The organism is Alteromonas gracilis, from assembly GCF_002993325.1.
GTDB lineage: Bacteria > Pseudomonadota > Gammaproteobacteria > Enterobacterales > Alteromonadaceae > Alteromonas > Alteromonas gracilis.
In genome coordinates this window covers 254,048-279,248 of the sequence record NZ_PVNO01000027.1, presented here as the reverse complement: position 1 = coordinate 279,248, position 25,201 = coordinate 254,048, and the positions used below count along the sequence as shown (strand labels likewise).

The 25,201-nt window shown below is 43.8% G+C and carries 25 protein-coding genes and 8 tRNA genes; 12 read left to right on the top strand and 21 right to left on the bottom strand.

All coding sequences use genetic code 11. The annotated features are described in order from the left end of the window. Position 1 precedes the first annotated feature (1 nt). The 3 genes from C6Y39_RS14595 to C6Y39_RS14585 all read left to right on the top strand — a co-directional run bounded on the left by C6Y39_RS14595 (position 2) and on the right by C6Y39_RS14585 (position 2,210). Positions 2 to 658: an arylesterase gene (locus tag C6Y39_RS14595; RefSeq protein ID WP_105931960.1), complete on the top strand. Its 657-nt coding sequence runs from the start codon at positions 2 to 4 to the stop codon at positions 656 to 658. Between the two features lie 45 nt (positions 659 to 703). Then, on the top strand, positions 704 to 886 hold the full coding sequence (locus C6Y39_RS14590) for a hypothetical protein (RefSeq protein WP_105931959.1): 183 nt from the start codon (positions 704 to 706) through the stop codon (positions 884 to 886). A gap of 349 nt (positions 887 to 1,235) precedes the next feature. After that, positions 1,236 to 2,210 carry a transposase gene (locus C6Y39_RS14585; RefSeq protein WP_105931958.1) on the top strand — a complete coding sequence of 325 codons (975 nt, stop codon included), beginning with the start codon at positions 1,236 to 1,238 and terminating at the stop codon, positions 2,208 to 2,210. Between the two features lie 20 nt (positions 2,211 to 2,230). Here C6Y39_RS14585 and dusC read toward each other — a convergent pair whose 3' ends face one another. The 9 genes from dusC to gltX form a co-directional block, all read right to left on the bottom strand. Next, positions 2,231 to 3,169, bottom strand: coding sequence for a tRNA dihydrouridine(16) synthase DusC (gene dusC / locus C6Y39_RS14580; protein ID WP_105931957.1), 939 nt, complete (start codon positions 3,167 to 3,169; stop codon positions 2,231 to 2,233). A 305-nt stretch (positions 3,170 to 3,474) separates the two neighbouring features. Continuing rightward, positions 3,475 to 3,645, bottom strand: coding sequence for a DUF1289 domain-containing protein (locus C6Y39_RS14575; RefSeq protein WP_105931956.1), 171 nt, complete (start codon positions 3,643 to 3,645; stop codon positions 3,475 to 3,477). Next, complete coding sequence (locus C6Y39_RS14570) at positions 3,642 to 3,863, bottom strand: hypothetical protein (RefSeq protein ID WP_105931955.1); 222 nt, start codon at positions 3,861 to 3,863, stop codon at positions 3,642 to 3,644. The genes C6Y39_RS14575 and C6Y39_RS14570 overlap by 4 nt, the downstream gene beginning before the upstream one ends. A 59-nt stretch (positions 3,864 to 3,922) precedes the next feature. Then, positions 3,923 to 4,828: a M14 family metallopeptidase gene (locus C6Y39_RS14565; RefSeq protein WP_105931954.1), complete on the bottom strand. Its 906-nt coding sequence runs from the start codon at positions 4,826 to 4,828 to the stop codon at positions 3,923 to 3,925. A 327-nt stretch (positions 4,829 to 5,155) separates the two neighbouring features. After that, positions 5,156 to 5,231: transfer RNA gene (locus tag C6Y39_RS14560), tRNA-Glu, on the bottom strand. 148 nt (positions 5,232 to 5,379) lie between these two features. Further along, positions 5,380 to 5,455: transfer RNA gene (locus C6Y39_RS14555), tRNA-Glu, on the bottom strand. Between the two features lie 148 nt (positions 5,456 to 5,603). Further along, a tRNA-Glu gene (locus tag C6Y39_RS14550) sits at positions 5,604 to 5,679 on the bottom strand. An 89-nt stretch (positions 5,680 to 5,768) separates the two neighbouring features. Continuing rightward, positions 5,769 to 5,844: transfer RNA gene (locus C6Y39_RS14545), tRNA-Ala, on the bottom strand. 85 nt (positions 5,845 to 5,929) lie between these two features. Next, complete coding sequence (gene gltX / locus C6Y39_RS14540) at positions 5,930 to 7,339, bottom strand: glutamate--tRNA ligase (RefSeq protein ID WP_105931953.1); 1,410 nt, start codon at positions 7,337 to 7,339, stop codon at positions 5,930 to 5,932. A 603-nt stretch (positions 7,340 to 7,942) separates the two neighbouring features. Between gltX and C6Y39_RS14535 the strand changes: the two genes are divergently transcribed. From C6Y39_RS14535 to C6Y39_RS14515, 5 genes are all read left to right on the top strand, one after another. Beyond that, positions 7,943 to 8,018: transfer RNA gene (locus C6Y39_RS14535), tRNA-Val, on the top strand. A gap of 36 nt (positions 8,019 to 8,054) precedes the next feature. Next, positions 8,055 to 8,130 (top strand) — tRNA-Val (locus tag C6Y39_RS14530). A gap of 38 nt (positions 8,131 to 8,168) precedes the next feature. Then, positions 8,169 to 8,244, top strand: a tRNA-Val gene (locus C6Y39_RS14525). Positions 8,245 to 8,282: 38 nt separating this feature from the next. Beyond that, positions 8,283 to 8,358 (top strand) — tRNA-Val (locus C6Y39_RS14520). A gap of 391 nt (positions 8,359 to 8,749) precedes the next feature. Continuing rightward, a complete protein-coding gene (locus C6Y39_RS14515) occupies positions 8,750 to 10,372 on the top strand; it encodes a response regulator (RefSeq protein ID WP_105931952.1) in 1,623 nt (540 codons plus the stop codon). 44 nt (positions 10,373 to 10,416) lie between these two features. On the opposite strand, the gene C6Y39_RS14510 is transcribed toward C6Y39_RS14515, so the two are convergent. Both C6Y39_RS14510 and moaA read right to left on the bottom strand, forming a co-directional pair. After that, on the bottom strand, positions 10,417 to 10,944 hold the full coding sequence (locus tag C6Y39_RS14510) for a GNAT family N-acetyltransferase (RefSeq protein WP_105931951.1): 528 nt from the start codon (positions 10,942 to 10,944) through the stop codon (positions 10,417 to 10,419). Positions 10,945 to 11,069: 125 nt separating this feature from the next. After that, the gene (moaA, locus tag C6Y39_RS14505) at positions 11,070 to 12,038 is read right to left on the bottom strand and encodes a GTP 3',8-cyclase MoaA (RefSeq protein ID WP_105931950.1); all 969 of its coding nucleotides are present in this window, start codon (positions 12,036 to 12,038) and stop codon (positions 11,070 to 11,072) included. Positions 12,039 to 12,388: 350 nt separating this feature from the next. Between moaA and C6Y39_RS14500 the strand changes: the two genes are divergently transcribed. The 3 genes from C6Y39_RS14500 (at position 12,389) to C6Y39_RS14490 (ending at position 14,858) form a co-directional block, all read left to right on the top strand. Next, positions 12,389 to 14,245, top strand: a complete 1,857-nt coding sequence (locus C6Y39_RS14500) for an ABCB family ABC transporter ATP-binding protein/permease (RefSeq protein WP_105931949.1) — start codon at positions 12,389 to 12,391, stop codon at positions 14,243 to 14,245. Further along, positions 14,246 to 14,461 (top strand): DUF3820 family protein, encoded by a 216-nt coding sequence (locus tag C6Y39_RS14495; RefSeq protein WP_105931948.1) that lies wholly within the window; start codon positions 14,246 to 14,248, stop codon positions 14,459 to 14,461. Positions 14,462 to 14,534: 73 nt separating this feature from the next. Further along, positions 14,535 to 14,858 carry a hypothetical protein gene (locus C6Y39_RS14490; RefSeq protein WP_105931947.1) on the top strand — a complete coding sequence of 108 codons (324 nt, stop codon included), beginning with the start codon at positions 14,535 to 14,537 and terminating at the stop codon, positions 14,856 to 14,858. Here the strand turns inward: C6Y39_RS14490 and C6Y39_RS14485 are convergent. The 8 genes from C6Y39_RS14485 to C6Y39_RS14450 all read right to left on the bottom strand — a co-directional run bounded on the left by C6Y39_RS14485 (position 14,855) and on the right by C6Y39_RS14450 (position 22,644). Beyond that, positions 14,855 to 16,219 (bottom strand): TrkH family potassium uptake protein, encoded by a 1,365-nt coding sequence (locus C6Y39_RS14485; protein WP_105931946.1) that lies wholly within the window; start codon positions 16,217 to 16,219, stop codon positions 14,855 to 14,857. The two genes, C6Y39_RS14490 and C6Y39_RS14485, sit on opposite strands and share 4 nt — an antisense overlap. Continuing rightward, positions 16,216 to 16,872: a potassium channel family protein gene (locus C6Y39_RS14480; protein ID WP_105931945.1), complete on the bottom strand. Its 657-nt coding sequence runs from the start codon at positions 16,870 to 16,872 to the stop codon at positions 16,216 to 16,218. The genes C6Y39_RS14485 and C6Y39_RS14480 overlap by 4 nt, the downstream gene beginning before the upstream one ends. Further along, positions 16,872 to 17,567, bottom strand: a complete 696-nt coding sequence (locus tag C6Y39_RS14475; RefSeq protein ID WP_105931944.1) for a response regulator transcription factor — start codon at positions 17,565 to 17,567, stop codon at positions 16,872 to 16,874. The genes C6Y39_RS14480 and C6Y39_RS14475 overlap by 1 nt, the downstream gene beginning before the upstream one ends. A 4-nt stretch (positions 17,568 to 17,571) precedes the next feature. Beyond that, positions 17,572 to 18,570: a sensor histidine kinase gene (locus tag C6Y39_RS14470; protein WP_105931943.1), complete on the bottom strand. Its 999-nt coding sequence runs from the start codon at positions 18,568 to 18,570 to the stop codon at positions 17,572 to 17,574. Positions 18,571 to 18,715: 145 nt separating this feature from the next. Next, positions 18,716 to 20,059, bottom strand: coding sequence for a class II 3-deoxy-7-phosphoheptulonate synthase (locus C6Y39_RS14465; RefSeq protein ID WP_105931942.1), 1,344 nt, complete (start codon positions 20,057 to 20,059; stop codon positions 18,716 to 18,718). 177 nt (positions 20,060 to 20,236) lie between these two features. Next, positions 20,237 to 21,172 (bottom strand): ATP-binding cassette domain-containing protein, encoded by a 936-nt coding sequence (locus C6Y39_RS14460; RefSeq protein ID WP_105931941.1) that lies wholly within the window; start codon positions 21,170 to 21,172, stop codon positions 20,237 to 20,239. 10 nt (positions 21,173 to 21,182) lie between these two features. Further along, on the bottom strand, positions 21,183 to 22,154 hold the full coding sequence (locus C6Y39_RS14455) for a FecCD family ABC transporter permease (protein ID WP_420808494.1): 972 nt from the start codon (positions 22,152 to 22,154) through the stop codon (positions 21,183 to 21,185). A gap of 16 nt (positions 22,155 to 22,170) precedes the next feature. Then, on the bottom strand, positions 22,171 to 22,644 hold the full coding sequence (locus tag C6Y39_RS14450) for a low molecular weight protein-tyrosine-phosphatase (RefSeq protein ID WP_105931939.1): 474 nt from the start codon (positions 22,642 to 22,644) through the stop codon (positions 22,171 to 22,173). Positions 22,645 to 22,737: 93 nt separating this feature from the next. Here C6Y39_RS14450 and pepE point away from each other — a divergent pair, with 93 nt between their 5' ends. Next, positions 22,738 to 23,460, top strand: coding sequence for a dipeptidase PepE (pepE, locus tag C6Y39_RS14445; protein WP_105931938.1), 723 nt, complete (start codon positions 22,738 to 22,740; stop codon positions 23,458 to 23,460). On the opposite strand, the gene bioD is transcribed toward pepE, so the two are convergent. Further along, complete coding sequence (gene bioD, locus C6Y39_RS14440) at positions 23,431 to 24,192, bottom strand: dethiobiotin synthase (protein ID WP_105931937.1); 762 nt, start codon at positions 24,190 to 24,192, stop codon at positions 23,431 to 23,433. The two genes, pepE and bioD, sit on opposite strands and share 30 nt — an antisense overlap. Beyond that, a complete protein-coding gene (locus tag C6Y39_RS14435; RefSeq protein WP_105931936.1) occupies positions 24,189 to 25,199 on the bottom strand; it encodes a methyltransferase domain-containing protein in 1,011 nt (336 codons plus the stop codon). Before C6Y39_RS14435 ends, bioD begins: the two co-directional genes overlap by 4 nt. Between the last annotated feature and the right edge of the window lie 2 nt (positions 25,200 to 25,201).

Here is a 25,201-nt window from a genome sequence, read left to right as displayed (position 1 = left end):
CGTGTTAGTTAAGTTTCGTAATTTGTTCGTTTTTCTACTTATTCTTTTAATACCTTGCCACGCGTTATCAGATCAAGCTGAGCAGGACGATTCAGGCGAAAATGCGGTATTACTCATCTTGGGTGACAGCTTATCTGCAGCATATGGCTTACAGCAACATGAGGGATGGGTCAGTTTGTTACAAAACATGTGGCATGACGATGAGATTAAGATTGATATCGTAAACGCTGCGGTAAGTGGTGAAACGACTGATGGCGGATTAGCGCGTCTTCCTCGCTTGTTAAATCAGCACAATCCTTCCCACGTTCTAATTGAATTAGGCGGAAACGATGGTCTTCAGGGTCACAATATCGCAAAAATAAAAAGCAATCTAAATGCGTTAGTTGAAGTTGCTAAAGAAAGTAACGCAACCGTTTATCTTCAAGAAATGCAGATCCCCTCAAACTATGGTGGTCGATACACGAAAATGTTTACAGAGAATTACGAAAAGGTTGCTAGCGAAAACAACGTTGAGAAAATACCATTTTTTCTACAAGAGATAGCTTTGGATAAAGACTTAATGCAAAGCGATGGTATTCATCCAAATGCAAGTGCTCAGCCCTTAATAGCAACATTTATGGACAGACACTTAAGAAGTTTAATACTCGATGGTCAATAATTGTGCTACCCTATAAACTTAGAATTCATCTCGTGAGGTTCGGTTATGGACTTATCTTCAGTCAAGTCAACACCAGTTTCGACAATTTTGGAGTCTAGCCAACAAACTCCACAGCAGAACGCAACTAAAAGCGAACAAGAAACTCCCACAACGCAGCCGGAAAACACGCAGCAAGCGGCAACTACACCCGACAGTCGAGTGGGGTCAAGAATTAACGTTGTCGTTTGACCGCTAAATTCTGACCAATAAAAGAGTCGATATCGGTATATAAATCCCAAATTGAATCTGAGGGACAAATTGAATCTGAGGGACAGACACTTATTCTCTTCGATAATACTTAATTGTACTTAATTGGACACACACTCATCTTGAAGAGGCCACACATCTAGGTTTACAACGAGTGTCTGTCCAATGTTTTTAATTTAAACATAACGACTTTTATTTCCCTTTTCTTTTCCAGAAGGTTCCATAGGTATTACCTTTCAATTTATATTGCCTGTTTAAAACTGTCCCAAAGACCACTTAAATTTCATTTCTTACATTTCATAATGCAAGTAAATAACTTTGGGATACGGATATGCCTTTACCTAGATATAAACAAATTAATACTGATGTTACGCCTTTTTATCACTGTATCTCCCGCTGTGTGAGGCAATCCTACCTTTGCGGACGAGACTCTCGCACGGGTATTAGTTACGAACACAGAAGAAAGTGGATACAAGATAGACTGCATAATCTCTCACAGGCTTTCGCTATAGATTTATGTGCCTATGCGGTTATGCACAACCACGTGCATTTAGTTCTTCACGTAGCGAAAGGGAGAGCCGATAAGTGGTCGATGAAGGAAGTGCTGTTGCGCTGGAGGATGTTTTATAAATGTCCCCCCTTAGTACAGCGATATTTCGATGAAATTGATTCGATAAAACCTGATGAAATGCTTGAGCTAAAATCGCTTTCGGTAATCTACAGAGAACGATTGCAAAGCATCAGTTGGTTCATGCGAATGTTAAACGAATATATAGCCAGAAAAGCGAACAAGGAAGATAGCTGTAAGGGATATTTCTGGGAAAGACGCTTTAGATCGCAGGCAATACTTGATGAAAAAGCATTGGCCAGCGTTATGGCTTATGTAGATTTAAACCCCATACGCGCTAACATAGCCAATACACTCAATAGTTCTCACTTTACAAGTATCCAATATCGATTGAATGCACAACGTTCCAACAAAGTGCCAAAGTTCCTAATGCCTTTTAATGATAAACGCATAGATGGAAAACTAGCGCTACCTTTCGACTTTCCAGACTACCTTCAGCTTCTCAACAACACGTTAAAGCAGGAGAATTCAAGTATTAAACAAAACCTCCCTCAGTTTCCAAGCCGACTACTTACAAGAATCGGCATGACGAGAGAAAATTGGCGAATGGTAACCAGCAATTTCGAAACACTTTTCACTGGCCCAGTCGGATGCCCTGAGCTTATGGATAATTTTGCCAATTGCTGCGACAGAGGATGTCGTCCGAACGTGTCGAACGCTCGAAAGTATTTATCTTGAATTAATGCGACGATGTAATCCTATATATCGGCCTGACGGGCTAATACATCCACAATATCTTGAGATTTTGTCAGACGCCTAATGTCATTAAATAAGACGTCTGCTTCTGGATATTGTCTTTTTAAATAGCCACACCACTGCTTTATACGGTTGGGGTAATATTTTCCCTTATCGCCGAATATTTCATAACCCGAATATTGTATGAGTAAAGCTGCTAGCTCTGTCCATGGCATAGGTGCTTTATCACTTTTAATGCAGAGCGCTAGATTCGGCATAGCCAAAGCGCCTCGACCTATCATAAGGTTAGTGCACCCAGATTCGTCTTGGCATCGTTTCGCATCTGCTGAATTCCATATTTCACCGTTTGCCACGAGCGGAATATCAGTGTGCTGTTTAATTTTTGCAATCCAATCCCAGTACGCAGGTGGTTTGTAGCCTTCTGTTTTTGTTCTTGCATGCACCACTAGTTCGGAAGCTCCAGCTTCCGTGATTGCGACAGCATTATCGATAGCTAACGACTTATCTTCAAAACCTAGCCTGATTTTAGCCGATACAGGAATATCTGAAGGAACAGCATCCCTTACTGCTTTCACGATGTCGTAAAGTGTTTGAGTTTCTTTGAGTAAAACGGCGCCGCCCTTGCTTTTATTTACTGTTTTAGCTGGGCAACCAAAATTAAGATCAACGCCAGGAGAGCCAAGTTCTACTGCGGTTTGGGCATTTTCAGCAAGCCACTCTGGGTGCTGACCTAATAACTGAACTCGTACTGGAATTCCAGATGGTGTTTTTCCACCATTGTAAAGTTCGGGACAAAGTCTATAAAAGGTTTTTTTAGGCAGCTTTTGGTCAACGACCCTAACGAACTCAGTAACACATTGGTCGAAGCCACCTACGCGAGTCAGCATATCTCTCATCAAGTGATCTACAACGCCCTCCATGGGGGCAAGCATTACTTTCATTGTGTATTTCTCGAACTGCTAAAACAGAAAATTGGCGCGGGAGTGTACCAAAAAGCGACAATGCCAGCCAGGCTTTGGTGTTTTGTTTCGCAACTTATATGACTGTCCGGTTATTGGCAGACTAACCGCCATTCTGAACTGAGCATATGAGGTGGTTGTTTGCTCTCTGTTGGAATAAGCTGCGCTAATCAATCCTGAGTGCCTGTGTAGCGGGCAATATTCAACGGTCAATATCAAGTGTCTGTCTGATTATCAACTTAAGCCATGAAACTTGAGGTAGCTTTAAGTTTAGTCAAAAACGGTAATTAACTCGGCCTAGTCTTTTCTAGACTCGCTAGCCGAACGAATACAGCCTGCTTTTGATTTTCAGTGTATGTCCGCCAGTTTGTGATTTCTTCAATAGTGCGGTTACAGCCAGCACAAATATCGTCATCAGTTAGTTTGCAGAGAGCTTTACATGGAGATTCTAAATTCATAATACATTGGTTTTATCAAAATCTTCTTTTTTACTGTTTGACCGAGCAGCCTCAATAACCGCTAGCGTATTGGCTGAGAGCTCTTTGTTGGACCACAAACAAACGTGACAACCAAAACGAGAATCGAGATACGACGTAAATTCAGTGTCTGTCCCACATTCATGCCTCACTAAATTTTGCTTTTTACCGTCGTAAATAACCGCTGAATACGTAAACACAAAGAGCCTCCTAAAAAAGAGGCTCAAATATACATCTAGACGTCTAAACGTTCAAGCGTCTAACTTAAATAATCGAGTGCTGCACAAATGGCAGTTACCTGGGCGTCATTACAGTTTTCAGGTGTTGCATTATCACTATCAGGATAAACTTCTGTCGTTGTTACATACAGGGCATCTGTCATGCCCCCGCAAAGGTGCAACGCCTTCTTGTCATAGCAAATTACACCTTCACTCACCACATCTGCACCTATAATCTTTCCGTTCTCATCTGCTGGTGCGATATGTGTTACTTTTCTCACAGCATCAATCACAGCTTTTTGGAACTCTATTTGTGGACTTGGCGTGTTAGCAACCGTGTAGAAACCATCTGGAATGTTCCAGTTGTCATGGGTTACCCCATCCCGCGCAGCCAATGCTGGTCTAAACTCGCTGTTATCCGTGTCTGTCGTTTCGTGTAAATCAATATGAAGCGAAAGAGATAACGCTAAATCAGATACTAATTGCATAAGTTGAGCAGACTCTGGTGCAGGAGAGTCACCGTAAAACGAGCGATTTGGATCCAATGCTAACGGATTCCATCTGTTTATTGTTTCATATCCCCAAGGACTCACACATGGTACAACTATGATGTTTACTTGATCCGCATACTTCGACAGCTTAGTTTCAATAAACTGAAGTGCGCCTTGCACACCACTTGTTTCATAGCCGTGAACACCGCCTGTAACAAGCGCAGATGGCTTTTTAGCGTCAATACTCTTGGGGATTACGGCATATAGTGGATAGCGCGCAGTATCGTAGGGCAGCGCGCCATACTGCTTTAACTCAAACCCTTCAGGGATAATATTAAAAAGTTTATTAAGCACTTCCTCTTGATAGCTTCTTTTCACAGTCTGCTGTGCTTTCCATTGGGCTTTTTCTTCTTCGCCCCATGGCTCACCCGGAGTTCCAATTGGATAATTCTGCATATAGCACCTCTTTAGTAATTTAAAGATCATATCAGTTAGATGGGCGTGAGTATCTATTCCACTAAAGATTCATAAATGTTTATGACATGAGATCTTTACGCATCAAATCTTAATAATAGTTTTCGATTAAACGTGTTGACCATTCCTTGATAAGAATTTCCAAATTCTACAAAAGAGGATGGTGTAAACATTGGCTTGGTGGCTTAGGAAAGGAAAGACGAGTGTCTGTCCATCGCGTTTTAGAGGACAGAAAAGAAATAAATGTCTGTCCATTGCGTTTTAGAGGACAGAAACAAAAAAACCAGCCAAATGGCTGGTTTTTTGATATGGCGTCCCCTAGGGGATTCGAACCCCTGTTACCGCCGTGAAAGGGCGGTGTCCTAGGCCTCTAGACGAAGGGGACTGAAAATTTTACTTCGAAAGCTTTACTTTCGATAATTTTAATAAAACGAAGTTAGCTAAGTAACTTTTCTCTACCAAAATTTTCAGTCAGAAGTTGGATATCAACTCCAGCCTATTTCACAGTTTTAATCGACTGTGACGCGACAATATGGCGTCCCCTAGGGGATTCGAACCCCTGTTACCGCCGTGAAAGGGCGGTGTCCTAGGCCTCTAGACGAAGGGGACTGAAAACTTTTCTTCGAAAGATATACTCTCGATTATTTTAGCAAAGTGAAGTTAACTAAGTGACTTTTCTCTACCAAAATTTTCAGTCAGAAGTTGAAGAACAACTCCAGCCTATTTCACAGTTTTAATCGACTGTGACGCGATAAAATGGCGTCCCCTAGGGGATTCGAACCCCTGTTACCGCCGTGAAAGGGCGGTGTCCTAGGCCTCTAGACGAAGGGGACTGAATTCTTTTTTCGAAACTAAATTTTCGAATTTTCAGTCCGAAGTTTAAAAAACTTCAGCCTATATCAAACCACAGCTTAGTGTGACTTGGTGGAGCCAGGCGGGATCGAACCGCCGACCTCCTGCATGCCATGCAGGCGCTCTCCCAGCTGAGCTATGGCCCCATCATGGTACCAGTCATTTTGTGTGACTGTTCCGTGACAGCGGGGCGCATTCTAGGCATCCCCCCCTGTCATGTCAACGGTTTTTTTATGAATTTTCTCTGTTTGCTATAAAAGTAAGCGCTTTGTCGATTCTCTCGCCAATTTTCTGTTTTGAGATAAGATTCAACGTGATATCCAAAGACGGAGAATTACCTCCCCCGGTCACAGCTACACGCAGCGGCATACCTACTTTGCCCATGCCCACTTCTAATTCTTCCGCAGTACTATTGATGGCGGTCTGAATATTTTCTGGGTTCCACTCTTCTATTGCCATTAATTTATCTTTAGCAAGCTCTAACGGACCTCTAGCAACTGGACGAAGGTGCTTTTTCGCCGCGTTCGCTTCAAAATCTTCATAGTCTTGATAAAAGTACGTAGAAATCTCTGCCAGCTCTTTGAGTGTTTTTACTCTGTCGGCTTGAATAGCAATCACAGACTCAAGAGCAGGACCTGCCGTTAAATCAACATTTAACTCATCAAAATGCCATTTAGCATGTGAAGCAACTTCACTCGCTGGCAATGTCTTAATGTAGTGTTGATTTAACCAGATTAACTTTTCTGTATTAAATGCAGAGGCAGATTGACCGATGGCGTCTAGGCTAAATTTCTCAATCATCTCGTCCAGTGAAAAAATTTCTTGGTCGCCGTGAGACCACCCTAACCTAACCAAATAGTTAAGCACAGCTTGAGGTAAAAAGCCGTCATCGCGATATTGCATTACGCTTACCGCACCGTGACGCTTTGACAATTTTTTACCGTCGTCACCTAATATCATAGAGACATGGGCATATTCAGGGACAGGCGCACCTAGCGCTTCAAGGATATTTATTTGACGCGGCGTATTGTTGATATGATCTTCACCACGAACTACATGGGTAATTCCCATATCCCAATCGTCAACAACAACGCAGAAATTATAAGTAGGCGTACCGTCAGAGCGCTGGATGATAAGATCATCGAGTTCTGTATTACTAATTTCAATTTTTCCACGCACGTGGTCATTAATAACCACTTTGCCTTCTAGAGGGTTTTTAAAGCGGATAACAAAAGGCTGACCTTCAGGATGATCAGTTCTGTCTCTCCACGTACCTGGGTAACGAGGTTTCTCACCGCGTTCTTTTTGTGCTTCACGAATGGCGTCTAATTCTTCAGAACTCATGAAGCATTTATATGCCTTACCTTCATCTAGTAGTTTTTGAATTAGCTCTTTGTATCTATCGAAACGCTCTGTTTGATAGATAGGGCCAGTATCCCAAGTTAGACCTAACCATTGCATGCCATCTAATATTGCCTGCTTAGCTTCTTCTGTGGAACGTTCAATATCTGTATCTTCGATACGAAGAACAAATTCACCGCCCTTGCCTTTAGCAAGAAGCCAAGAATAAAGCGCAGTACGTGCGCCACCAACGTGAAGATAGCCTGTTGGGCTGGGTGCAAATCGTGTAACAACCGACATGGTCACTCTCTATTGTTAATGTATTTCTAAAGTTAAGTGCATTCTACCAGTGTCCGTGCTACTTCAAAAGTAAGTTAAGAACAGAAGAAAAAAGAAAGTCTAAGAAAGAATTGGGAATAGATAAAAATTGGACAGACACTTATCGTTGCAGCCCCCTTTCGCTTCGATGCTCATCCACCATTGTGGACACACACTTTTGTCCTCCTAGAGAACATCTTCTGTATGGTCGTTTGTTCTATTGTTGATGAGGTCACTAATGGAACGGATTTAAGGAACGTAATAGACAGACATTTATTATTTTTAAGTGTCTGTCCATTTTGCTTTTCATTTTGCTTTTCATTTTGCTTTTAAGATAAATTGTCTATGTTGAAACAAATAAGTGTCTGTCCATTTTTTCCATTTCACTTCTGCTTTTTTAATCACATAGTTTTTAAACGCTCACACACTTCTAAAACGCTGTTCTTTTCATCAATTTAGTTAAGATGCAGCCAGAGTGTCTAAAATTCGGGCACACAGTCATTTTTCTTTAATTTTATTGTTGACACTAACGGAACCGACTCTATAATACCGCCCCACTTGCTTAGGCAAGGTTTAAAGAAATATGGACGCTTAGCTCAGTTGGGAGAGCATCGCCCTTACAAGGCGAGGGTCACTGGTTCAAGCCCAGTAGCGTCCACCACTTTCTCACCGTGGTTAAACAGTGAAATCAAAATGCGGACGCTTAGCTCAGTTGGGAGAGCATCGCCCTTACAAGGCGAGGGTCACTGGTTCAAGCCCAGTAGCGTCCACCACTTTCTCACCGTGGCTAAACAGTGAAATCAAAAAATACGGACGCTTAGCTCAGTTGGGAGAGCATCGCCCTTACAAGGCGAGGGTCACTGGTTCAAGCCCAGTAGCGTCCACCACTTCCTCACCGTGGCTAAACAGTGAAATCAAAAAATACGGACGCTTAGCTCAGTTGGGAGAGCATCGCCCTTACAAGGCGAGGGTCACTGGTTCAAGCCCAGTAGCGTCCACCATCTCTCCTGGTTCGAAACTTATCTTAAACATTCCTTTCGTCATTCTGGACATTCACCAGGCGTAAAATGCATTAGATATTGAAAACATCGCAAATAAATCCAGTCTTTACTTGTATTCCCCCATTTCTTAGATAAATGTTCAAAGCAGTCCACGTTTTAATCTCTCTCAATAAATTCCCTTGTAGAATCCTCAACCGTCGTCAATAAAAACATCTATGCCCCTGTCCACTTCCCCTGTGTCAAAACAGATATGAGGGTTCAAACTCTCAATTTTGAAAGTCGTTATTACTATAAAGAGCCGAGTTATGCGATAGTCTTCATAAAGCACTATACTTAGACAGCCGATACCATGGTAAGGTAATAAAACTCCTGCTTCCGAGGCTTTCACTTTATGAAACTACAGTTAGCTAAAAACACCAAGCTATTGATTGCTGAGGATCAGGTTCTGGCCAAAAGCCACATACACTATGCGCTTGAGCAATTGGGCTTTAGGAACATGGATTATGTAGATAGGCCTTCTCATGCTTTATCTGCAATACAAGAGCATGATTACGACGCGATTATCTGTTCCTATAATTTACGCTCCGAGCAGGGTGGATATTTTTTACTAGAGCAGCTTAATGTAGCACATACCCTTCCCCTTACAAGCGCATTCATTTTCACAAGTGCTGACACTTCAACCGAAGTCGTACACGCTATTATCGAGCTACAGCCTGATGAGTTTATAGCAAAGCCTTTTTCAGTAAATGAGCTTGATAGAAGGCTCTCGCGAGTGTTATCTAGAAAAAAGGCACTGAAAAACGTCTATGCGTTCATGGATAAAAAAGACTATGAAAAAGCATTAGCTGAAATAGAGTTTTTCTTGTTGCAGCCTGAAAATGCTGACCACTTTCCACTTGCAATGAAAATTAAAGGGGACTTGTTTCTTCTCACTCAACAATATCAAACAGCCATCGCCTTCTTTGAATCTATTATTAATGTTCAAGATTTTAACTGGGCTAAAATGGGAATAGCTAAAAGCCTTATTGCGCTCAATGAATTCGATGATGCAGAAAGAGAGATTATCCAGCTGGCAACGCGTCCAGACTCTGCATTAGAAGCCTATGACCTTCTAGCGACGCTTCAAATCAAACTTGCGGCTTTCGATGATGCGTTAGAATGCACGTCATTGGCGTGCGCCATGTCTCCGCGCAACATAGAACGGCATCAACGAGCAATAAATTTAGCGCGAATAACCCATGACTACGAGAGTCAGTTCAATAGTGCTAAAAAAGTAGTGCGTTATGCGCGAGGTTCTATTCATGATAAGCCCGAGATTTATCTATGCGCAGCTCGCGCTGGCGTTGATTTCGCAATGACGTCAGAGCCAGAACATGTAAACAATATCGTTAAGCAGACCAATGAGTACTTGCGTCAATTAAAAAAGTCGCACCCTAGAGCAACGCTCAATGATGAATTGGCAGTAATAGACGCAAGGTTACATTATTTAAAAGATGACTCAGCTAGGGCTCAATCGCTGCTTTCAGACTTTCACGTAGATTACGACCAACACCATTCTACTGAAGCTTTGCTAGACAGAGCGAAAGCGCTGCATGAAGTGGGGATGAAAAAAGAATCACTCGCCATATTAGATGCCATCTCCACCAGAGAGGAACCGACCTCTGATGGCACAAACCTAATGAGCGCTTACCTAAAGCAAGAAAAGGCAGAAAAAGAAGCAATTTCACTTAGCCCCAAAACACTCAATAATACGGCTGTAGCACAATATAAACGGGGCGATTTAACACAGTCGTATACTACTTTTTCTCAGGCGTTTCGAGTGATGCCAAAGAATCCGTCCATTGCATTGAATTATCTGCAATCGATTATACGAGCAAGGAAATCAAATACTTCTTTGCCTCCTAATACTTTGGCTGATATTAGAAAATGCAGGGAAACGCTAGAGACAGCGCAACTATCAGCGGATCAGCAATCCCGCTATGACAACGTTAAAACTATTTTGAAGGGCGAATAATCGCGTTTAAAGCGCAATTCGCCATGTGCTTTAAGAAGGAAACGTTAGCTTTTGTAAACCACTACGGTTTCGTGGAAAATTTTGTCTTTATATTCTTGTTCGTGACTAAATGTCATTCCCAATTTTTTCATAATATTGATAGATGCACTGTTTTGGGGGTTGGCAATGGCAGAGAATTTTTCAACACCTATTTCATACAAAGCGTCTTTTACAGCTCCAGCTGCCTCAGTAGCGTACCCTTCCCCCCAAGTATGGCGCTTAAACCGCCAGCCTAACTCCATGTTGTCGCTTTCTGGGCTCTGAGTGAAGAAGCCGAAAGGACGAACTAAAATCCATCCAATACTTTCTTTATCCTCTAACGTCTCAACTCGCCATAGGCCCCAGCCTAAAGCAGGATTTGAATACGCTTGAAATCGTGGAACGAAAATATCAACAATCTCTTCTTTCGTTGACTTTCTGCCGCCATTAATAAACTTCATGACGAGCTCATCCTGGTCGAGCTCCCACAAAAAATCGGCATCTTTTTCGGTGATGTAATGATAGGAAAGGCGCGCACTGTCCTTGATATGCATAAACTTCCTTTATATTTATTATTTTACTTATACTTATAAAAGTGAATATAGCTTATTTCTGCAACAAACCAAATAAATTAAACCTAATATGTTACAGATTTTTGAGGACGACCAAGACCACAACACTATCCCCCAAGCATTGCTAGGTGCTTAGTTGCCCCTGTTTTTCCTTCATGTAAATAATGCGTTTCGTGCTTTTGTCCGAGCACGTTTTTCAAAAAGGCTATAACCTCGTCCACATCGCCCTTAGTCAGAAGCTGCCTCATATCGATTCCGTTTTCGCTAAATAAGCATAGATGCAGCTTTCCTGGGGCTGAAACACGAAGACGATTACATGATTTACAAAAGTCCTTGCTGTAAGGCATGATCAGGCCAATTTTTCCGGCATAGTCGGGATGGTAAAACTCTTGAGCTGGGCCAGCATCTTTTCTGCGTAGCAGAGGCTGCCATCCCATCTCCAACAAGGTGCGTTTAAGCGGCGATCCGCTTTGATGCTGCTTGTTGAAAAAGGTGTGTAAATCCCCTGTTTCCATAAGTTCTATGAAGCGAAGGGTTACTGGCATATCTTTAAGCCACGCTAAGAAACGATGAAGCCGGCTGTCAGAGAAATCATTGAGCAGTACAGAATTTACTTTTACATCAAGACCAGCATCGATCGCCGCATCTAAACCGCGGAGCACGGCTTTAAGCTTATCTTGACCAGTAATGGCTGCAAATTGGCGAGGATCTAGGCTATCAATGCTTACATTGACTTGGTCGAGACCCGCATCTTTCCATTGGTGCGCAAACTTTTCCATTCGTGCACCATGGGTTGTCATTGCTACCCGCTCAATTCCTGGTGTATGGCTGGTTAGGTGTAGAATATCGAGAAAATCTCGTCGTAACGTTGGCTCTCCTCCGGTTAAGCGCACTTTAGATGTGCCTAGCCTAGCGAAAGCCTTAAGCAAGGTGTCTATTTCATCGAGTGTCATGAACTGATCACTAGACGGACCTTCATATCCATCAGGCAAACAGTACTGACAGCGGAAGTTGCACGCTTCGGTCACTGACAAACGTAAATAGTGAAACTGTCTACCGAAACTATCTTCTAACAAACTAACTCCTTAAACGTGGACGATATCTCTTCGAATATGCTCGCAACTTGCTGAATAGAACGACAATCAAAAGGCTACTCAGCAAGGTTACTAAATTAAACTGCCTCTTAGTGTACGCGCCGCATAGCTAAAATTAAACACATTCATGGCTATAAATAAGACCGTTTTAATCTCTAGTCCATTTCAATACGTACACCAACCAGTAAAATTCACTATACTAGTAAGTGTTACTCTTCATCGGTTTAAAGAAATCACAACGTTGATTTGTGTTAACACCTTATCCAGCTAGCCACATATGTTGCAAACATCCAGTTAATTACTTTGAATTTAACAATTAAGCACAATATAAAATGAGAAAAAATCGTTTTCCTACTAATCACGATGAACCTGTTAAATGGCACGTTCTTTCGCAACTTTGGCCTTATTTACTTGAGTTTAAACAACGGGTTTTTCTGGCACTACTTTGCTTAGTAGCAGCTAAACTTGCCAGCATCGGTCTACCCTACGTGCTGAAATATACTGTAGATAGTTTGAATGGCGATTTAACTAAACTGGCCATCGCTGTCCCTATCAGCCTTATTGCGGCATATGGAACCTTGAGATTACTAAACGTTTTACTAGGCGAAATACGGGATACCTTATTCGGCCGTGTAACCGAGCGCGCTATGCGTCGACTTGGTTTAAAAGTGTTTAAACATTTACATAATCTCGATTTAGGGTTTCATTTAAATCGACGAACTGGTGGTCTGTCTAGAGACATTGAGCGCGGTACTAATGGCGTCAGTTTTCTCATGCGCTTTATGGTGTTCAATATTGTTCCTACGCTACTAGAAATAGCGTTAGTCGTCGGTCTATTATTATTTCAATTTGGCGTTTCTTTTGCCCTTATCATTGTTTGCAGTGTTATTGCCTATATTGGCTTTTCAATGAAAGCTACCGACTGGCGCACTCGCTTTGTTACTCAAATGAATGAAGCTGACTCAACCACCAACTCTCGCGCGGTAGACAGCCTGCTGAATTTTGAAACCGTAAAATACTTTAATAACGAGTCTTTTGAAGCTAATCGCTACGACACGGATTTAGCTGCGTGGGAAAAAGCGAGAAGAAAAAATCGCTTGTCTTTATTCGCCCTAAACGGTGGTCAAGCGGCCATTATTGCTATTGCGATGACTTCAATGATGGCGAACGCTGCCCTTGGGGTCATGAATGGAGAAATGACCATCGGTGATTTTGTGCTTATCAACGCTTTTACCATGCAGATATTCATGCCGCTAAACTTCTTGGGTTTTGTCTATAGAGAAATTCGCGGAAGCCTTGCTAATATTGATAAATTATTTGAACTACTAGCTCAAAAACCCGCCATTAAGGATGCAGATAACGCCACTGAATTAACCTGCACGAATCCAGCCATCGCCTTTAATGACGTGCTCTTTTCCTACAGCGAGAATCGCCAAATTTTGAAGGGCCTGAGCTTTGAGGTGCCACCCGGCTCAAAAGTTGCCGTTGTCGGTGAAAGCGGTGCAGGTAAATCGACGCTGATGAAACTCCTCTTTCGCTTTTACGAGCCAAATGAAGGGAACATTACTATCAATGGGAAAGACATTTCATTGCTCACTCAACAAAGCTTGCGCGCTCATATCGGTATTGTGCCGCAGGACACGGTGCTTTTTAACACCACGTTGCTGGAAAATATTCGCTATGGCAACCCCGATGCTGCTGATGAAGAAATACAACAAGTATTGAAGCTGGCTCACTTAGAGGCCTTTGTAGCAAGCCTTCCTGATAAGCTAGAAACCACTGTGGGCGAACGCGGCCTCAAACTTTCTGGCGGTGAAAAGCAGCGAGTTTCTATAGCCCGCGCATTGTTAAAAGGTGCTCCTATCATGATATTCGATGAGGCCACCAGTTCATTAGACAGCACGTCTGAGCGTGCTATATTGTCGGCTCTACGCGACGCGGCGAAAGGCCACACGAGTTTAGTGATAGCCCACCGACTCTCTACCATTGTTGATGCAGATAAAATATTGGTTTTGAAAAATGGGGCTATTGTAGAGGAAGGGACACACACCCATTTACTTGAGCGTCAAGGTGAGTACGCCACACTATGGCAAGCCCAGCAGCGCGACAGTGAAGAAGATATTGAGGAAAACGCTGAGAACAGTGTTGAAACTCACCCCAGCAATATCGGTGAAGGAGATAATGCATAGATGGATCCAATGCTTATTAAATCTGCTATCAATCAGGTTATGCCTTTTGGGAAATATGCTGGAAGGCGTTTATTTCATTTACCCGAGCCTTATTTGGTGTGGTTTCACAAACAAGGCTTTCCCGAAAACAAGCTGGGTGAACAACTTGCTTTAATGTATGAAATAAAGTTAAACGGATTGGAATCAGTTGTAGAGCCTCTGCTAGAAGATGATTAAATGTCAGCTGGAAAACAAAGAAGCATCGCCCTCGTAATGTTGAAATGCGTAAATTAAAGCGAAAAGACTATTTATGTTTGCAAGACCCAGAAAACAACGCCGAAGTGATGTAAACGAACGCATCAAAAAAATTCACAGTGCAATAGCCGACAAACTACTATCTCACCCAGAGCTTTTTGAGCACGCCGAACAAACCTTAGAAGCGCGTTATCAAAACAAAATGATGCGTTACGGCAGTTATCTGATGTGGAAGGGAATTATTGAAGCTCGCGATGAACCCGCCGTATTTAAAGCGCTTTTATTGGCTGACGATGAGCGTACAGCCAACTTAAGAAGAGAAACTATCTTTACCGGAATTTTGAGTGAAGAAGAACGCGCCGCTATTTTTGCAGGTTAACCAATTGCTAGCTTAGCTTCTGGGTATTTAATGCGGCTTATTCGAGGGCTGGCAATAAAATAAGCCAATGTTAAAGGCCCTAATCTACCCGCGTACATCAGTAAGATAATGATCCACTCACCACTGTTTGACAGCTCGCCAGTTAACCCTCTGGAAAGACCCACGGTCCCAAGAGCAGAAACCGCTTCGAACACGATATCCAAAAAGTCAGCTTTTTCTGACATTAATAAAAGAAAAATAGCTATCCACGTAATACCTATGGAAATCATCGTAAGCGCTAGCGCTTTGCTGATAGTGTCATTTGAAATTGTTCTACCAAAAAGTCGTGGCGCAGCTCCCCGCTGAATATAGTTATATGCGGCAATGATCAAAACGATGAAAGTCATAAGTTTTATACCGCTTGCGGTACTCATTGAGCCCCCGCCGATAAACATTAGCAACAACATTAATGCTGTCGTTGGATCTTCTAACGACGCTATATCCAGCGTATTAAATCCGGCAGTTCTTGGAGTAACAGCTTGAAACCATGATGCCCATAATGCGCTTTGAGTATCGAGGTTCGCCAAGGTTGCAGGATTATCACTTTCAATAATAAAGATAAGCAAAAAGGCGGTTACATTGACAATTAGCGTACCCAATATCATTGTCTTGGCATACACAGAGATGCGTTGCCATCTGCGCTTTTTATGAAGCTCTATCCAAACGGAGAACCCGAGACCACCAATAATAAATAATGCAGAAATAGTGATGTTGATAATCGGGTCTCCCACATAGGCGGAAAGACTATCCCCACTTAGTGCAAATCCTGCGTTGTTGAACGCAGAGATGGTGTAAAAAAACGCGTGAAATAACGCTTCACTTACTCCTTTTTCCTGCATCCAGTAGGCCGACAGAATACAAAAACCCACTAACTCAACGAAGAAGGCAAAAATCAGTACCGACTTTGCTGTAGACACAAGCGTTGATAAATCTGTTTGATTAAACGCCTCCTTCACTGCCGATTGCTGCAAGAAACTTATTTTACTTCCTAAGGCAATGAGCGTGACGATGGCAAACGTCATCAACCCTAAGCCCCCCAGCTGAATTAAAACCGCAATCACCGCTTGTCCAGCAGTTGTAAAAACAGATCCGGTATCGACTACCACAAGACCCGTTACTGTCACCGCCGATGTGGAAGTAAATAGGCTTTGGATCCACGAGATGGGCTCATGAGTCATTATTGGCAATTTTAGGATAACGGTGCCTAAGAAAATCACCGCCACAAAGCTTAGAGAGAGAATAAGGGGCGGCCCTACCTGAATTTTGTTGATACCTTTAGGCGAGCGCTCTATCGGTCTGTAGCCAGGATCCCATCTGTTCATTGTGCTAGCCTAGGCGCTATTTTAACAAGGTTCTCTCTATGGCCGCAGAGAATAATGGTATCTTTCGAAGTAACTTCAAAGTCTAACGATGGATTATGATGTAGCTGGTGACCTCGCTTAACTAACAAACAAGAGACTTGCCCCTTACCGACGGACAGCACGTCTTTTAAGCGCTGTGAAGAAAAGTGATCAGACAAAATGACATCAACGATATAAACGCCGTGCCCTATACCCAAGTAGTCATTCACCATTGGGTAGTTAAGCGCTTGCGCCACCCTTGCTCCCATCTCTTCTTCAGGATGAATAATTTTCGACACACCCAGCTTGGATAAAATAGCGTGGTGAGCAGAGCTATTAGCTTTCACCCAAATATTGGCTACGCCCAAGTTTTTTAGTGCCATTGTACACAGTAAGCTAGCTTGCATATCCTCGCCAATAGCAACAAGCACGGCTTCGCTCTGACACAAGTTTAATTCCTTGAGTGCACGCTCATCACTGGCATCACACACAACGCACTGCGTAAACTCACCTGCATACTGTTCAACCAGCTTTTCACTTTGGTCAATTCCTGTAACGGTGTGCCCCATATGAATTAACTCTAAACTGGCCGTTAAGCCAAACTTGCCAAGCCCAATTACACTAAAGTGCGACATTAATTAGCCTCCGGTTTATCAACCGCTATTCGGTAGCCTTGTTTAGGCATTGTCTCTATTAAATTTTTCTCGAACGGATCTGTTTTCTTTCTCAGCTGTCTTACAAGAACGCGGATGTAGTGGGTGTCTTCACTGTGATGTAGACCCCATATTCTTCTTAACAACTCTTGCTGGCTAATAAACGCCCCAGGCTGTTTTGTAAGCTCGTCAAGAAGCTGAACTTCTTTTGGGGCCAGCGCGATAACTTCGCCTTCAACGAGCAGCCGTCGCTCGGTAATATCCAATGCTATCTTGCCAATCTGTCGTGTGGGCGTTGTGGGCTCAACCACAGGATTGAAGTCTCTAAGCAGTACTTTCACCCGGGTGACAAGCTCTCTGATCCCAAAAGGCTTGCTAACATAGTCATTGGCCCCCCGGGACAACAGGTCGACTTTGTCTAACTCCTGATCTCTTGCAGACAACACGAGCACTGGCAGGCGACTGGATTCTCTAATGCGTTTAAGTACTTCACTCCCCTCACCATCAGGTAACCCTAAATCGAGTATGACAAGGTCAGGACGGTGCTGATTAAACAATGACAAAGCTTCTCGAACCGAAGCAGCTTCAACACAAAGGTAGCCTTCTGCACCTAGCGCAATGCTCAGCATCTGACGAATATTCGCATCATCTTCAACAAGTAGAATGGTGTGGCTCATTGCGCTAATCCCTTTTTGGAATTGTAATACTGACAAGAAGGCCTGGTGTGGTATTCGACAGCTTTATAGCACCGCCATGGGCGTGAACTATGCCTGCTGCTACGCTTAGCCCTAAGCCAATGCCGCCTTTTCCACTATCGCTGCGACGACTGGTTTGAAAAAGCTGTATTGGCGCTTGTAGCTGTTCATCGCTGAGCCCTTCGCCTTTATCAGCTATTTCAAACTCAAACTCTCCATCAGAGTGGCTAACCACCAGCAATACACTGTCATCGCTGAATTTAAGGGCATTATCAATTACGTTAAATAAAGCTTGTTCAAACAGTGATTCAGACACGGTTATACCGTGACTGTCACTGTTGTTGATCACTTTTAGTCGACCACTGTTAATACGACTTTCAAGGTTAGCTAAAAAGGCAGTCAGGTTTACATGGGTTAAATTTAGCGCTAACGCGTTATGCTCAATTCGTGTGGCTTGAAGCAGGTTCTCAACGTAAACATAAAGGCGTTTACCTTCATCGTGAACCCCTTTTAACAGTGCCTGTCTCTCAATGTCATCAAGCTTGTCTTGATATGTCATATAGGTTTCAACAGAACCGATAATGGTAGAGAGCGGCGTACGCAAATCGTGGGACACAGATCGCAGGACACTAGATTGTGTTTTAACAACCTGTAGTGCATGTTGTTGAGAATTGACGTAGACAGCAAGCTCGCTAATGAGGATGGCTACAATGATGAAAACGACAAAATTAATGCTGTCTTCAACTTCTGCAATTTGAAATGAGTGCAAAGGCTCGGTGAAAAAATAATTAAAGCTCAGTGCTCCGGCTACCCCTGCAAGCAAGCCGTAAAACCTTGAGGTCGTTAACGCCACAATGGCACACGCAAGCTGTAGAATGAGCAGAATACCGCCAAGCGGCAGTAACCAGTTACTAAGTGCTAAACACCCTAAAATAGCCACAGCCATAATAAAGAGTGTATAGAAACCGTGTTTAAATTGGGTCATAGGTCAATCGTGTTTACTTCAACACAATGAGCATATCAACCTAACCGCAAATATACGCGTAAAATTTAGGTAAAAAAAACGGCATCTCAATGATGCCGTTTCTTCAAATTGCCAATGCGATGTTGGTCACTTTAAGCATTACGCATTACGCATTACGCAAATGATCAGCCACCAAGAATGCCATTTCAAGCACCTGGTCTGCATTTAAGCGTGGATCGCATTGCGTTTTGTAGGCTTGCGCTAAGTCTTCATCACTTATTTTATATGCGCCGCCAGTGCACTCAGTAACGTGCTGACCGGTCATCTCAAGGTGAATACCACCAGCGTGCGTGCCTTCTGCTTCATGGGCTTGGAAGAACTGTTTAATTTCTTTCAAGATTGCATCGAAGTTACGGGTTTTATAGCCGCTAGAGGCCGAAAACGTGTTGCCGTGCATCGGGTCAGAGCTCCACACAACATGTCGGCCCTCAGCTTTCACTTTACGCAATAAGCGTGGCAAATTGTCGGCTAAATTATCGGCGCCCATTCGCGTAATTAGCGTTAAACGACCTGGATCGTTTAGCGGGTTAAGCGCATCAATCAAACGAATAAGCTCGTCTTCTTGCATGCTTGGCCCCACTTTCACACCAATTGGGTTGTGAATGCCACGGAAAAACTCAACGTGCGCATGGTCAAGTTGACGGGTACGCTCGCCAATCCACACCATGTGAGCCGAACAATCGTAAGGCTTACCGGTAAGGGTATCGATGCGTGTTAGCGCCTGCTCATAGTTCAACAGCAATGCTTCATGCGACGTGAACAGTGAGGTCTCGTGCAGCGTAGAACTGGTTTGTGCGTTAATACCAATAACATCCATAAACTCAAGGGTGTCTTGAATACGGTTGGCCATATCAGAGTAACGCTCTTTAAGCGGATTGTTTTCAACAAACGCCATGTTCCAGCGGTTTACCTCATGAAGATCAGCCAAACCACCTTGTGCAAACGCACGAAGTAGATTCAAAGTAGATGCACTGCGATGATAAGCTTCTAACAAGCGATCAGGGTCTGGACGACGGGCCGCTTCGGTGAATTCAAAGTTATTGATAATATCGCCGCGATAGCTTGGCAAGGTCACACCATCGCGGGTTTCGAAATCCGACGAACGAGGCTTAGCATATTGACCCGCCATACGTGCAACTTTGGTTACGGGGCAGCGGCCAGCAAACGTCAGTACGATTGCCATTTGAAGAATAACTTTGAACGTATCGCGAATTTTAGGTGCGTTAAACTCGTCAAACGATTCCGCGCAATCACCACCTTGTAAAAGAAAGCCTTTCCCCAGGCTTACTTCGCCTAACTGACGTCTTAGCTCACGAGCTTCAGCAGCGAATACCAGCGGTGGATAAGAACTCAGTGTTTGCTCTACTTCTTTTAAACGTACTTTGTCGTCGTACTCTGGTTGCTGAAGAATAGGTTTATTTCTCCAACTGTCTACTTGCCAATTACTCAACGGTGTTCTCCTGATAAAAATTACGTAGGGCAAACGTTTAAGTGAAAATATTTATTGAAGCCCAAGCTTCAATAGAAAGACTGTACCGCGCTTCTTTATATGTCTGTAGCGCTTTAATCTAATCAGTCTAATGTGAAAATATGAATCTAAAAAAATGCTGGAGGCACTTTACCACATTTATTCTAGGGAAATAGGTGCGCAAACTTGAATTTCTAGAAAGTTATCGCGCTTGCTTATAGCAAAATGGCATTCAAACACTTTTTCAAGGTTGGTTTGAGTTGCTACCTCGAGCGGTCTGCCCGACGCCACCATGCGACCACTTTGCATAAGCCATAAGCTGTCGCAATAGTTAGCGCTCAGGGCAATATCGTGAGACGTCATAAGTATGGTATTCCCTTTTTTACAAAGGAATTTCACTAAACTCGCTAAGGCATACTGATGCCTTATATCAAGCCCTTGTAATGGCTCGTCTAAAAGCACTATACCTTCGCCGTGTTCTAGCTGAGGCCAAATTTGCAATAGCGCTCGGCAGATTTCTACTCGCTGACGTTCGCCGCCAGAAAGCTGGGTGAGAATTTTATTGGAGAAGTCGGAGACTTCTAGCGCTTTTTCTAAAACAGCAGGTATAAGCACGCTTTGCTGGGCGGACGAATAAAAGCTTAAGTATTCCTTTACCGACAAGTGAAAACCACTCTCACTTTGCTGAGCTAGTAGGGTACGCACACTCGCAAGCGTTGCCAGCGACCAATTGTCCATTGGCTTGCCAAGCAACGTGACGTTGCCCTCGTCAGCTTCAATAAGGCCAGCAAGGATAAGCAACAGCGTTGATTTTCCTGCCCCATTTGGTCCTATGATATGAATACATTCGCCTTTTTTCGCACTAATCCCCTCAACCCAAAGCCGTGAAGCGACTTTCACATGCTGTACGCTCAAAACAATATGATCTTCCGCTTGGTTTTGGCCATCTGCTGCGCTCTTGTCATCAGCTACTTCGTCTTTGCTACTGACTTTTTGCTTGGAATTCGTGCCAATGATATCACCCTCAATAGCATTTATTTGTGGGTTAGTGGAAGAAACCGGGCGTTGCTGAGCTGTAAAATTCTTCGTCGTCATTTCACTTCCACTACCCTTTTATTTGACCTTTAGCTAAAGCCCAAATTAATAATGGACCGCCTAACGTGGCCGTTACCATAGATACCGGAAGTGTAATGGCACGGGTAAGTTCAGAACTTAACGCGACGAGTGTTAACAAGCTTGCGCCGCTTATTGCACTTAGCGGTAACAAATAACGGTTATTGTGCCCGATTAGTAAGCGTAAAATGTGTGGAACTAACAAGCCTACAAACGCGATAGAACCTGCCATAGACACCGCAGTACCTACAGCAACAGCACAAACAATGAGTGCGCGCTCAGTGAGTTTTTCTACATCCACACCACTACTTTTTGCTGCAAGCTCACCCGCGTACAGCTTGTTTAAATCGGCGGCAAAATGAAGCTGTAATGCAACAGCGGCAGCTATGAGAGGGCCCCCCACTGACAAAATTAACCAGTTAGTTTGGTACAAACTTCCCATTAACCAGAAGGTAAGGTTGCGAAGAGCATTGGCGTCGCTAAACATGTAAAGCCAAGCGATGACAGCGCCGCTTAGCGTAGAAATAGCAACACCAGCAAGAATGACGGCTGTAGAAGAGCCCAGCAACTTCCTCGCTATGCGGTAAATAATAAATGTGGAAAGCAGCGCACCAACAAAGCACCCTAATGGCAGCAGGTAATGAAGATATGCTGATGCCCACCGTGGTGTTAACAGCAACAAAAGTGCAGCGACCAAACTGGCTCCGCTAGTTATACCAATAATGCCGGGGTCCGCTAAGGGATTTCGCAACACCACTTGCAATGTTGCGCCGCTTACGGAGAGCGCAGCGCCAACAAGGCACGCTGTTAGTATCAACGGTAACTGTAATTGAACGGTAATATGCTGTTTTAAATCTAACGGCGCTTCAGAGCACCACGTCGACCCTATTATTCCCGCGACACCTAATAAGAGCGCTAGACTCACAAAAATTATTACAACATTGACGACGTTGCGCCTTATCAACGTAATTTCCGCCTTACTATATTTGGGTTTGTTTAATATGAGCGATTAAGCCGTCTGACGCTTCTTCAATAAGGTCTAATACGAGTTCAAAACCTCTTTTCCCGCCATAATATGGATCTGGGACTTCTTTATCTTCAACGTCGGCAAAGTCTAAGAATAGTTTGATTTTACTATGATGCTGGCCTGGCGCCATGCCGTGAAGGTTTGCAAGGTTGCTATTATCCATTGCTAAAATATAGTCAAAACGCTCAAAGTCGCTTTCATCCACACGACGACACTTTAGCCCTTTAAAACTATAACCGCGCTCTACACCGGCAGCCTGAGAACGCTTATCTGCGGGCTTTCCAATGTGATAACCATGCGTACCGGCTGAATCAATATCAATATCCAAACCCGCTTCCGCAGCTTTCTTTTTAAAAACGGCTTCCGCTGTGGGAGAACGACAAATATTTCCCAAGCACACGAATAACACCGATGTAGATTGTTTCATTCATTGTCCTATTTCAATGCAGTGACGGAGCGCGACTAAACTTTATAGTTCGTTTCACGTATGATACGCCGTCTGAAAAATTGTGGAGTTAGTATGACCGCACACGTACTTATGCTTAGTAGCTCTCGCCAAGGTGACGAGGCCTACCTAGAACACGCTAGAGCGCTTATTTTTGCACACTTAGGCGACGTACGCGACCTTCTATTTGTTCCTTATGCTGCTGTAACTCAGTCTTACGACGAATATGTAAGCGCTGTGGCCAATGCCCTCCCTGAGTGCAATGTGGTCGGATTGCACACCGTCGATGACCCCGTTACTGCCATCAATCATGCGAAGAAGAACGGGCAAGCCATTGTCGTAGGTGGCGGTAATACCTTTCATCTGCTTTCGACGCTTTATGCTAATGCGCTTATTGTGCCAATAAAGCACGCCATTGCCGATTGTACGCCGTATATTGGCTGGAGCGCTGGCTCAAACATTTGTGGGCAATCAATTAGGACCACCAACGATATGCCTATTATTGAGCCACCGAGCTTTGATGCGTTAGATATAGTGCCGTTTCAATTGAACCCGCACTATACCGACTACCAGCCACCCGGTCATAATGGCGAAACACGCGACCAGCGATTAGCCGAATTCACAGCGCTAAACCCAACGACACCCGTGGTGGCCATTCGCGAAGGTACAGCGCTTCGCCTATCTGAAAATCAACTTAAATTAGTTGGCGAAAAAGATGGTTTTATCTTTTTAGGTAGTGAAAAAGCACCAATTAATTCAGGTGATGATTTAACGTATTTGCTCGATAGCGGCGAATAACGCCTCTTCATTGGGTTCAGATTGATAGGGAGTTTCTGCTAGCAGCGGTTCGGGTAACATGGCTTTAAGAGAATAAAGATTTTCTTGGTATCGTGTCATGTTACCTGTAACGTCGTTTGCCACCCATCCTTTAATAGCAAGCCCATCAGCGCGAATTGCCTCTGCGGTGAGGAGTGCGTGATTCAAACAGCCCAAGCGCATACCCACTACTAAAATCACGTCCATTTTAAGCGATTTCACGACATCAGAAAGATAGTACGTGGGCGTATATTCATCGCCCACTGTTAGTGGTAACCGCCAACCGCCAGCGCCTTCCATCAGTAAGAGATCTGGCTGATAGGTTTTGAGCAAATCAAGCCCTTGCGCAATTTTGTCGAAAGTTAGCGTCACGCCTTCCTCAAGGGCCGCAATATGTGGCGCAATCGCTGGTTTGAGAGCAATGGGGTTTATTTGTCGCAAAGGAAGTGTCTGTCCACTTTTTCTGTTTTTATTGTCTGCCTTTAAGCCGCCAACATCTTCGATGACTTCGCCAACGCGTATTTTGGCGCTCGCTTTTTGAATATTCAACGCGTCTTCATTGACCCACTCACCATTTACCAACTCGCATCCGGCTGCGATAGGTTTGTAACCAATGGCACGTAGTGATAAGCGTTGCGCGGCGTTTAATAGTTGGCAGGTGACATAGGTTTTCCCTACTTCTGTGTCGGTACCGGTAATGAAATACTGCTTCATCGTTTTTCCAATCTAAAATGACTCACGCGGTAGGTAAGTGGCAACTTACTTTCTATACCACTCGCATTACGGTAAGCCATGGCTAACTTTTTGACATCTCTGCGATTTAGCGGGGGTTGCTTTCGCCCTGTTGCCCCTGCACCCACGCCTTTCACTGAGCGCAGCAGAGACATAATGTCGCTATGCATATCTACATAGTCTTTGGTGATGACCCGTTTTAACGAAAGCCCCGACTGCTTAAAGCTGTATCCCCACTGAGCTGCTGTTGGCATAACAGTATCCGCTTGCGCGAGCTGCGCTACTTTGCGCGCGGTTTTAAGCTCATCAAATGAACCAGCCACCATAATGGCAAGCTCAGCTACACCGCCTTTTTTTAGTACTCTCGCTATTTGCTTGGCTGCAAGACCTGTATCGCTAACCCACTGAAGCGCCATAGACGAAAACACCGTTGAAAATGTGTTCTCCGAAAAAGGTAAGTCAAGCACACTCCCCTGAATAAAAATGGGGTCAGAGTACTTTTTACGAGCAAACGCCAACATGCCCTCGGCAATGTCCACGCCGGTTGCAGCTGCCCCTTTATGATAAAGCGCCTGCGTGTGAATACCTGTGCCACACCCAATATCAAGGGCTTGCCCCTGCAAACGATGAGGTAAATTAGTCAGTGCCTGCTCGGCGATAACACGCTGAATAGATGCAATACTATTGTATTGCTTTGCGGCTTTAGAAAAGCGATGGGCGATATCTTTCTCGTTAATCAGTGGTACGGTATCGACGGATTGAGCTGCTGGGGAGCCATCAGCCAATAAAAGGCCATCAGCTAATAGAGAGCCATCAGCCAAAAGAGAACCACCAGCTGACAGAAAGCCATCAGCTGACAAAAAGCCCTTAGCTTGAAATGCCCCCTTAATGGCAAGAGTTCCAGAAGATGTATCATGAGACACTTTACCGTCAGGAGTACATAGAGGCTTTGAAGGTATAACTGGTTTTAGCGCGGAGCTTGATGACATCG